Annotated in this window: 9 protein-coding genes; 5 read left to right on the forward strand and 4 right to left on the reverse strand. The window is 66.9% G+C overall.

Annotation, left to right across the window (positions count from 1 at the left end):
- Positions 1-189: 189 nt before the first annotated feature.
- Together HMPREF3113_RS17740 and HMPREF3113_RS17745 are read left to right on the forward strand one after the other, a co-directional pair.
- Positions 190-3,081, forward strand: a complete 2,892-nt coding sequence (locus HMPREF3113_RS17740) for a TonB-dependent receptor (protein ID WP_070474484.1) — start codon at positions 190-192, stop codon at positions 3,079-3,081.
- A gap of 89 nt (positions 3,082-3,170) precedes the next feature.
- On the forward strand, positions 3,171-3,914 hold the full coding sequence (locus tag HMPREF3113_RS17745; protein WP_019185572.1) for a FadR/GntR family transcriptional regulator: 744 nt from the start codon (positions 3,171-3,173) through the stop codon (positions 3,912-3,914).
- A gap of 21 nt (positions 3,915-3,935) precedes the next feature.
- On the opposite strand, the gene HMPREF3113_RS17750 is transcribed toward HMPREF3113_RS17745, so the two are convergent.
- A complete protein-coding gene (locus HMPREF3113_RS17750) occupies positions 3,936-4,325 on the reverse strand; it encodes a DUF6165 family protein (RefSeq protein WP_070474487.1) in 390 nt (129 codons plus the stop codon).
- 235 nt (positions 4,326-4,560) lie between these two features.
- Between HMPREF3113_RS17750 and HMPREF3113_RS17755 the strand changes: the two genes are divergently transcribed.
- A complete protein-coding gene (locus HMPREF3113_RS17755) occupies positions 4,561-5,199 on the forward strand; it encodes a TorF family putative porin (protein ID WP_070474527.1) in 639 nt (212 codons plus the stop codon).
- Positions 5,200-5,353: 154 nt separating this feature from the next.
- Here HMPREF3113_RS17755 and HMPREF3113_RS17760 read toward each other — a convergent pair whose 3' ends face one another.
- Positions 5,354-6,529, reverse strand: a complete 1,176-nt coding sequence (locus tag HMPREF3113_RS17760) for an MFS transporter (RefSeq protein WP_019185575.1) — start codon at positions 6,527-6,529, stop codon at positions 5,354-5,356.
- Between the two features lie 159 nt (positions 6,530-6,688).
- Positions 6,689-7,159 carry a YehS family protein gene (locus HMPREF3113_RS17765; protein WP_046274114.1) on the reverse strand — a complete coding sequence of 157 codons (471 nt, stop codon included), beginning with the start codon at positions 7,157-7,159 and terminating at the stop codon, positions 6,689-6,691.
- A gap of 190 nt (positions 7,160-7,349) precedes the next feature.
- Here HMPREF3113_RS17765 and HMPREF3113_RS17770 point away from each other — a divergent pair, with 190 nt between their 5' ends.
- On the forward strand, positions 7,350-7,802 hold the full coding sequence (locus HMPREF3113_RS17770; protein ID WP_102788886.1) for a hypothetical protein: 453 nt from the start codon (positions 7,350-7,352) through the stop codon (positions 7,800-7,802).
- A gap of 97 nt (positions 7,803-7,899) precedes the next feature.
- Complete coding sequence (locus tag HMPREF3113_RS17775) at positions 7,900-8,649, forward strand: SDR family NAD(P)-dependent oxidoreductase (RefSeq protein ID WP_019185578.1); 750 nt, start codon at positions 7,900-7,902, stop codon at positions 8,647-8,649.
- Between the two features lie 201 nt (positions 8,650-8,850).
- On the opposite strand, the gene HMPREF3113_RS17780 is transcribed toward HMPREF3113_RS17775, so the two are convergent.
- Positions 8,851-9,170, reverse strand: a 320-nt coding sequence (locus tag HMPREF3113_RS17780) for an SPOR domain-containing protein (protein ID WP_175440368.1), incomplete at its 5' end; no start/stop codon positions are given.

The following is a 9,170-nucleotide window of genomic DNA, read 5'->3' on the forward strand; positions in this document are numbered from 1 at the left end:
CTTTAGGCGCATGTGGTATGTGATTTGCGCATTTTTCTGCTGCGTCCGCACATTAATTCCACGCAAAGTGGTCTGGACGGTGGTGTGGGGTAGACTTTAGTACCAATTCATTGACATTGGTTCATCAGTCGTGAATCTTCCGGATCGAATCCGTGTAATCGGACGATCCATCCTGGGAGGGAGATCACGATGTTGCATGACCGCCGTACGGCCTCACCACGAGGCCTCCGCCGCACCGCGCTGCACAGCGCGCTGTTCTATGCCCTGTGTGCCACCGCGGCCCTGCCGCTGGCCCACGCACAGGACGCCGATGCCCCGGCCTCGCCGCCGGGGCAAGCCACCACGCTGGATCAGGTCCAGGTGACCGGCATCCGCGGCACCATCCAGACCTCGATCGACAAGAAGCGCGAGGAGACCGTGGTCTCCGACGTACTGGCGGCCGACGACATCGGCGACCTGCCGGCGCTGTCCATCGGTGAAGCGATCGAAACCATCACCGGCGCCTCCACCCACCGCGAAAAAGGCGGTGCGTCGGAAATTTCCATCCGCGGCCTGGGCCCGTTCCTGGGTTCGTCCACCTTCAATGGCCGCGAGGCCACCAACGGCAGCGGCGACCGCTCGGTCAACTTCAACCAGTTCCCGTCCGAGCTGATCAACACCGTGGCGATCTACAAGACCCAGCGTGCCGACTTCGTCGAAGGCGGTGTGGCGGGCACGATCAACATGGAGACGGTCAAACCGCTGGAGTACGGCAAACGCACGTTCCAGCTCGATGGTCGCGGCACCTGGCAGGATTACGACGACCGCCTCAAGGACAAGGACGGCGTCGGCTGGCGCGGTACCGCCAGTTACATCGATCAGTTCGACATGGGCAACGCCGGCAAGCTCGGTGTCTCCATCGGCGTACAGGCGCTGGAAGGCAGCAACCCGGAAGAGATGTTCTCCAGCAGCTCCACCTGGGTGGCCTGCGATGGCCGTGAAGTGGTCGGGGCGACGCGTAACTGCACCCAGGTCAACGGCAACCAGGTCGCCAATGGCGTGCCGTACTACCTGGTGCCCAGCAGCCGCATCTATCGCCAGTTCATCGAACACGACAAGCGCGATTCGCAGTTCGCCGCGCTGCAGTGGCGCCCCAGCGACCTGGTGGAAGTGAACCTGGACTACCAGCACTCCAAGCGCGATTACACCGAAGACCGCTCGGATCTGTCGCTGTCTTCGATGATGCGCAACCTCAACAACCGCGTGGTCACCGATGATGGCGCGCTGCTGCACCACACCGGCAGCACCACGGTCGATTCCACCGGCAATTTCCTGGAGCGCCAGGAGGAATACACCGGCGGCGGGCTCAACGTGATCTTCCGGCCGAGCCCGGCGTGGACGCTGTCCACCGATCTGTCCTATTCCAACACCGAGCGCGATCAGATCGAACGCAGCACCCGCCTGCGCGCCGGCCGCACCGACGTCAACGGCAGGCCGGTTGGCGGCATCAAGAACACCCGCTACGTCGATTACACCTATGACTACAGCGGTGATGTGCCGAGCATTTACCTGGATCCGGCGTTCGATGTGAACAACCCGGACAACTTCACCGATTCGGCGCTGGTGCGTCGACGTCAGCAGCACCGCGAGCACACCATCCGTGCCGGCCGCTTCGATGCCACGTTCACCCCGGAAAGCGGCTTCTTCACCGCGATCAAGGGGGGCCTGCGCCGCTCCGAGGCGACCTACACCGATTACACCGACACCGTGGATGTCACCACCACCAATGTCGCCGCGATCCGCGCTGCCAACCTGGCCTGCCGCCAGGCGTTCCCGCAGGACGATTTCCTGGCCAACGCCAGTGGCAACACCATCGACCAGTGGGCCAGCTTCGACAGCCGCTGCCTGTTCAAGGCCTTCACCGGCGTGGACGACACCGGGCTGAGCGCGGACCTGCGCAACCCGGCCAACAACGATGTCACCGAGAAAACCAGCGCGCTGTACCTGATGGGCGATTACAGCGCCGAATGGTTCGGCCTGCCGGTGACCGGCAACATCGGCGTGCGGGGTGTGCGCACCGAGGTGCGCTCGGTCGGGCTGCGCAGCGGCCTGGATGTGATCAACAATCCCGACGGCACCGTGACCCTGGAGCCCACCGGCGATTACACCTCGCAGGTGCTCAAGTCCAGCAATACCGAATGGCTGCCCAGCTTCAACGCGGCCTTCGAACTGCGCCCGGACCTGCTGCTGCGCGTGGGCGCGTATCGGGCGATGTCGCGTCCGGACCTGGCCGCTGAAGGCTTTGGCCGCACCTTCAACCTGGGCGAGGTGGATACCGAGTTCAACAGCGTGGGCGATGCGCTGCGCAGCATCACCGCCACCGGCAACCCGCGCGCCAAGCCGTTGATGTCGTGGAACGGCGACCTCTCGCTGGAGTGGTATGCCAACGAAGACACCATGTTGTCCGGTGCGCTGTACTACAAGCAGTTCAACGGCGGCTCGATGCCGGTGATCGTCAACGAATCGTTCGATATCGACGGCCAGAGCGTGACCGTGCCGGTGGAGCAGTTGGCCACCAGCGACCAGAAGAGCGATCTGTTCGGCGTGGAGTTCACCGCCTCGCACAGTTTCTCCTACCTGCCGGGGATCTTCTCCGGGCTGGGCGTGAAGGCCAGCTACAACTACGCCGATTCCAACTTCAAGACCGAAGACCTGCGCCTGGGCGAGTCCACCGACCCCTCGACCGGCGTGGTGACCCCGGGTATCGTCGAGCCGGCCAATATCTTCGGGTTGTCCAAGCATGTGGCGTCGGCACAGGTGTACTGGGGCCTGGGCAGGCTCGATCTGCAGGCGATCTACAAGTACCGCTCCGACTATTACCAGCAGTTTGTCGGCGACCCGTCGCAGAACCGCTATGTGCGGGACAATGGCTCGCTGGACTTCCGCGCCACCTACAAAGTGAACAAGCACCTGTCGCTGTCGCTGTCGGCCAGCAACCTCACCGATGAGCCGCGGGTGTCGGATATGCCCATCCTCGGCAGCTTCCGCGAGTACACCACGTACGGGCGGCGGTATTATCTGGGGGTGCGCTACCGCTTCTGAGGTCAGTGGCGCGGTTTTTCCGACCGCGCCGCTCTCTGAAGGCGCGGTCGCGTGTCGGTCCCCAGCCACCTGTCAGCAGGCCTTTGATGATGTCCGAACCCCGTCTGTACCAGTCCATTGCCGCCGAAATCGTCGCGCTGATCGAGAAGGGCGAATTCCCGCCGGGCTCGCGCCTGCCGGGCGAACGCGACCTGGCCGAACGCCTGGGCGTGAGCCGGGTGACGGTGCGCGAGGCGGAAATCGCGCTGGAAGCGCAGGGCCTGATCACCATCAAGACCGGCTCGGGCGTTTACGTGAAGGCCAAACCGTCACAGGCGCCGGGCGCACTGCCCGATGTCTCGGCGTTCGACCTGACCGCCGCCCGCGCGGTGATCGAGGCCGAGGCCGCAGCGATGGCGGCCAGCCGCATCACCGATGCCGAACTGGAGGACCTGGCCGGCCTGATCGCGGCCATGGTCGACCCCAATTCGGGCGAAGCGGCGGCCAGCGAGGCCGACCGCCAGTTCCACCTCTCGATCGCGCGGATCGCCGGCAACCCGGTGGTGGAGCACTGCGTGCAGCTGATCTGGCGGATGCGCAACGAACTGCCGCGGGTCAAGCAGGTGTATGCCAACGTCTGCCACAACGACGATGACACCCGCGACGAGGAACACACCCGGATTCTGGACGCCCTGCGCCAGCGTGATCCGGCAGCGGCGCGGCTGGCCATGCGCAACCACTTCCAGCGGCTGTTCGAATCGATGCTGGAAGCCACCGAGAATGAAGCGCTGGCCGAAATCCGCCGGCGGACCCAGCAGGACCGCGAACGCTTCATGGCCGCGACCGGGCACTGAGCCCGGCGCGCGCCGGCGCGATTACTCGCCCTGGTACTGCTTCTCTTCGACCAGCTGCGAGCCGGCGATGCGGTTGATCTCGTTCTTCACCTTGACCCGCTCGCCATTGGTGCCATAGACACCGCGCGCCAGCTGGATGAAGGCATCGTCGAAGACCTGCACTGCTTCCTTGTCGCGCAGCTGGTCCTGGATCTCCCACATGCGCTCGTTGATCGCCTTGAGCTGCGTCTTCAATGCTTCCAGCCCCGGCTGAGCACTTACCTGCTGCTGCCACAGCGGCCACAGGCCCTCGAGTTCCTTGCGGACGTTGGCGTTCTTGCCGGCATCGGTGATGCGTTCGGCCTTGATTTCCAGGATGGTGATCTTGTCGATCAGCTCGCCAATCGATACCGGGGTCAGGATCGCGTCCACGCCATTACTCGCAACAGGTCAGAGTGGGCATGATACCGCGCACCTCCCGGCGCCACCCTGACGCAGGATTTACAGAAACGTTGCGCCGATCGCGCGGCGGCGCCATGGCGACTTTACGCGGTGCCCGCGGACACTGTCGCTCTCGACGGCGCAGCCGTCATCTGGAGCGGGACACGTGGTGGGTAAACAATCAAAACAGCGCCTGCGCGGCGGAGTGGTGCTGGTGGGGCTGATCATGAGCGGGGCGGCGGCGGCCGCGGTGGACGGCAACGCGACGCTGACTTCGGACTATGTCTGGCGCGGCAGCTCGCAGAGCGACGGCGATCCGGCCGTGCAGGCGGGCGTGAAACTCAGTGCGTCCAACGGCTGGTATGCCTCGGCGTGGGGCTCGGGTGTCTCGTTCCGGCCGGACAACGGCGCGCGCAGCGAGTTTGATCTTGTCGCCGGCTGGAGCGGGGCGGTGACGCCGGACTGGAGCGTGGACGTCAATCTGACCCGCTACGTCTATCCGTCCGCCACGGTCGATCTGGACTGGACCGAGCTCAATGGCACCGTCACCTGGCGGGAGCGCGCCTGGCTGCAGGTCGGCGTCTCCGACAACGCGTTGGCCGGTGGCCATGGCGGCACCTACGCCCAGCTCGGTGCGCGCCTGCCGCTGGGCGAGCAGTGGCGTGTCGAGGGCGCGGTAGGCCACTACTGGCTGGACAGCGCGCAGGCCGATGACTACCTGCATGGCCAGCTCAGCCTGGTGTGGCGGGTGCACGGGCCGTGGGAGCTGCGGGTGACCGGGCATGACACCGACGGTGCCGCGAAACAGTTGTTCCCGGGCAACGCGGGATCGCGCGTCGAGGTCGCGGTACAAACCGCCTTCTAACGTAGCGTCAACCCGGGTAGAGCCGACCGTTGGTCGGCTGCTCGAGCCAACCTCACCCGATATTCCAGACGTCGGGTGCGAACCCCACCCGGTAGAGCCGACCGTTGGTCGGCTGCCCCAGGCGGCGCGCAATGCAGCCGATCAATGGTCGGCTCTACCGGCGTACCACCGCCACCGTCCACACCGCGATCGCCACCATCGCGACGCCGGCACCGGTCACGCACACGCCGGTCCAGCCGAAGCGATCAAAGACCTGCGCCGAGACCAGTGAGCCCAGCGAGCCGCCGATGAAATAGCCGGTCATGTAGCCGGCATTGAGCCGGTTGCGGGCGTCCGGACGCAGCGCATAGACCACGTTCTGGTTGCTCACGTGCAGCAACTGCGCGGCCAGGTCCAGCACGATCACGCCCAGCACCAGTGCGATCAGCGAGTGCGTGGAAAAGCCCAGCGGCAGCCACGATGCGGCCAGCAGCACCAGCGCCACGGTCGTCGCCAGCGCCGCCTTGCCCCGGTCGGCCATGCGCCCGGCCACGCCCGCGGCCAGCGTGCCGGCCGCACCGACCAGCCCGAACAGGCCGATCGTCGCATCGCTGTAGCCATACGGTTCGGCGGCGAGCAGGAACGCCAGTGGCGTCCAGAAGATCGCGAACATCGCAAAGCTCAGCGCACCCAGCACGGTGCGCAGGCGGAACACCGGTTCCTGCGCGAACAGCGTACCGATCGAGCGCAGCAGCTGCAGATAGCCCAGCCCGGCGGTCTGATGGAAGCGCGGCAGATGCCGATAGAGCATGCCCGTGGTCAGCACCAGCGCGGCCGCGGCGATCCAGTACACGGTGCGCCAGTCGCCCAGCGAGGACAGTGCCCCGGCCACGGTGCGTGCCAGCAGGATGCCGAGCAGCAGCCCGCTCATCACCGTGCCTACGACCTGGCCGCGTTCTTCGGGCCGCGCCAGCGTGGCCGCGAACGGCACCAGCACCTGCGCCACCACCGAGAACAGGCCGGTCAGCGCGGTGCCCACCAGCAGCCACACGAACTGATGGCTGAGCGCGCTCAGCACCAGCCCCGCCGCGGACAGCAGCGACATCACCACGATCAACCGGCGGCGCTCGAACAGATCGCCCAGCGGCACCAGCAGGATCAGGCCCGCCGCATAGCTCAGCTGGGCGACGGTCACCACCGTGCCGGCCCGCGCGAAGGACACGCCGAACTGGCCGGCGATGGTATGCAGCAGCGGCTGCGCGTAGTAGTTGCTGGCCACGGCCACGCCGGTGGCGAAGGCCATCAGCAGGACCTGCCAACGGCTGAGTGGCGAGGGCGCGTCGTTGCTCATGACGGGCTCCGGGAAAGAAGGGGCGCCAGTGTCCGCCTGATGGGCGAAAGGGGGAAATGAAACGTCTTCATCCCATGCATCTGAAATCCAGATGGCTCACCCACGCCAGGCAGTGGAGGCGCGTGGCCCCTGCATCGGAGCCACGCATCAACGACGTCTTCAGGCGCCGCGCACGCGCAGGGTCAGGCCCTTGAGGAAATTGCGCAGCATCTGGTCACCGCAGGCGCGGTAGTTCTTGTGGTCCGGCTGACGGAACAGCGCGGACAGTTCCGGCTTGGAGACCGAGAAACCCGCCGCGTCGAACACTTCGTGCATGTCCACGTCCTTCAGCTGGAAGGCGACGCGCAGCTTCTTCAGCACCAGGTTGTTGGTGATGCGCTTTTCCACCGGGCGCGCCGGCTGGCTCTCGTCGCGGCCGCGGAAATGCACGATCAGGCCATCCAGGAAATGCGCCAGGGTGCGGTCGTCGCAGGGCACGAAGCCTTCCTCGTCTTCCTTGCGCAGCCAGCCGGCCACATCGGCCTTGTCGACCACGAAGGCCGGATCGGCCAGGGCACAGGTGTCGGCGATCATGCCGTCGCTGAGGTCGAGCATGTAGCGGATGCTGCGCAGTACATCGTTGTTGATCATGGGACGTCCAATACCGCCGGCGCGGCTGCGCGGCTGGCGGTCATTTTACCCCGTGCCGGGCGCGCGGCCGGCTGCGACCGGTGGTCGCTGTCATCTGGCTGCCACGAAAGTGACGCACAGTGCCGCGATGAGGCATCGACAGGCAGTGGAGCAGGCAATGCGCAGGTGGCAGGTTCTCGGGTGTGTGGGCATGTTGCTGGCGGCCCCGGCGTGGGCGCAGGCCCCCTATGTGGCGCTGGAGCAGCGGCTGGATCCGCAGGCGCTGGCCGACGTAGGGCTGACCCCGGCCCAGCTGCAGGCCCTGAACCGCCTGCTGCGCCAGGCCCAGGCCGATGCCCCCGCCCCGGTGGCCGTCGCGGCGGCACCTGCCGCAGGCCGGGGTGTGCCGACGCCGGCCCCGATGTTCCCCGGGCTGGACGACGGCCCCATCAACGCCAAGGTCACCGGCCAGGTGGACGGCTGGGCCCCCGGCACGGTGTTCACCCTGGACAACGGCCAGCAGTGGCAGGTACTCAAGGGCGAGATGAAGCTCAAGACCGCCCGCAGCAACCCCGGGATCGTCGTGGTGCCGGGCATCGCCGGGCGCTGGTTCCTGCAGGTGGATGAAGACCTGCCCAAGGCGCGGGTATTCCGCATCCGCTGACGGGACGACCCGTGGCGCCGGTCAGCCGGGCGGCGCCCGGCGCCACACCGGGCGCGCATCGGTGCGAAAATGGTCGGGATCTTCACGGAGTACCTCGATGACCCGTACCGCTCTGATTACTGGCGCCACGTCCGGCTTTGGCGCCGCCGCTGTCCACCGTTTCGCCCAGGCCGGCTGGCGCGTGATCGCCACCGGGCGCCGTGCCGAGCGCCTGCAGCCGCTGGTCGACGCCTACGGTCCCGAGCGCGTGCATGCCGCGGTGTTCGACGTGCGCGACAGTGTGGCGATGGAAGCGGCCCTGGCGGCCCTGCCGGCCGGCTTCGCCGACATCGACCTGCTGGTCAACAACGCCGGCCTGGCCCAGGGCACCGCCCCGGCGCAGAGCGCCTCGCTGGAAGACTGGCGCACCATGATCGACACCAACGTCACCGCCCTGGTGACGCTGACCCATCGCCTGTTGCCGCAGCTGGTCGCGCGCAAGGGTGCGATCATCAACATCAGCTCCGTTGCCGGCGTCTACCCGTACCCGGGCGGCAATGCCTACGGCGGCACCAAGGCCTTCGTCAGCCAGTTCTCGCTGGGCCTGCGCTCGGACCTGCACGGCAGCGGCGTGCGCGTGACCACGATCGAGCCGGGCATGGCCGAAACCGAGTTCACCGTGGTCCGCACCCATGGTGACCAGGCCGCCTCGGACAAGCTCTACACCGGTGCCAACCCGATGACCGCCGACGACATCGCCGAGCAGATCTTCTGGGTCGCCTCGCTGCCGGCGCACCTGAACATCAATCGCCTCGAAGTGATGCCGGTCAGCCAGTCGTTCGCCGGCTTCCAGGTCGCGCGCGACTGAGCGCATCATCCGCTTGCCGCCAGCGAGGGGTGCTGTCCGAAACAACAACGCCGACCAAAGGGCCGGCATTCGGGGTGCATCTGGAGCAACAGCCCCCTTGGAGTGCAAGGGGGCGCGCCGGCAGGCGCGGGGATGTGGAGGTACCAGCAGGGGCCCGAGGTTTCGCGTAGCGCAACCTTGGGGTAGTCGCGCGGCGCGCGGCTACTGCGCCTTGATCGCCATCGCCTGAAGCCCCGTCCCATCCAGCTTCTGCTTCGCCTCGGCCAGCTCCCCGGCGCTGCCATACGGCCCCATGCGCACGCGGTATACCGTCTTGCCGTTGATCTGCGCCGATTCCACCCGCGCGGCCAGGCCGATCATGGCCAGCTTGGCCTTGGTCGCTTCGGCGTCGCCAGACGCGCCGAACGCACCGGCCTGCAGGATGTAGCGCACGTTGCTGGCTGCCGGCTCAGCCGCCCCGGCAGCAGGCGTCGCCGCCGCCGGCGTCGGTGCAGCCGGAGCCGCCGCCGCGGTCTGCGCCG

This window comes from Stenotrophomonas sp. HMSC10F06 (genome assembly GCF_001807865.1).
Taxonomy (GTDB): domain Bacteria; phylum Pseudomonadota; class Gammaproteobacteria; order Xanthomonadales; family Xanthomonadaceae; genus Stenotrophomonas; species Stenotrophomonas bentonitica_A.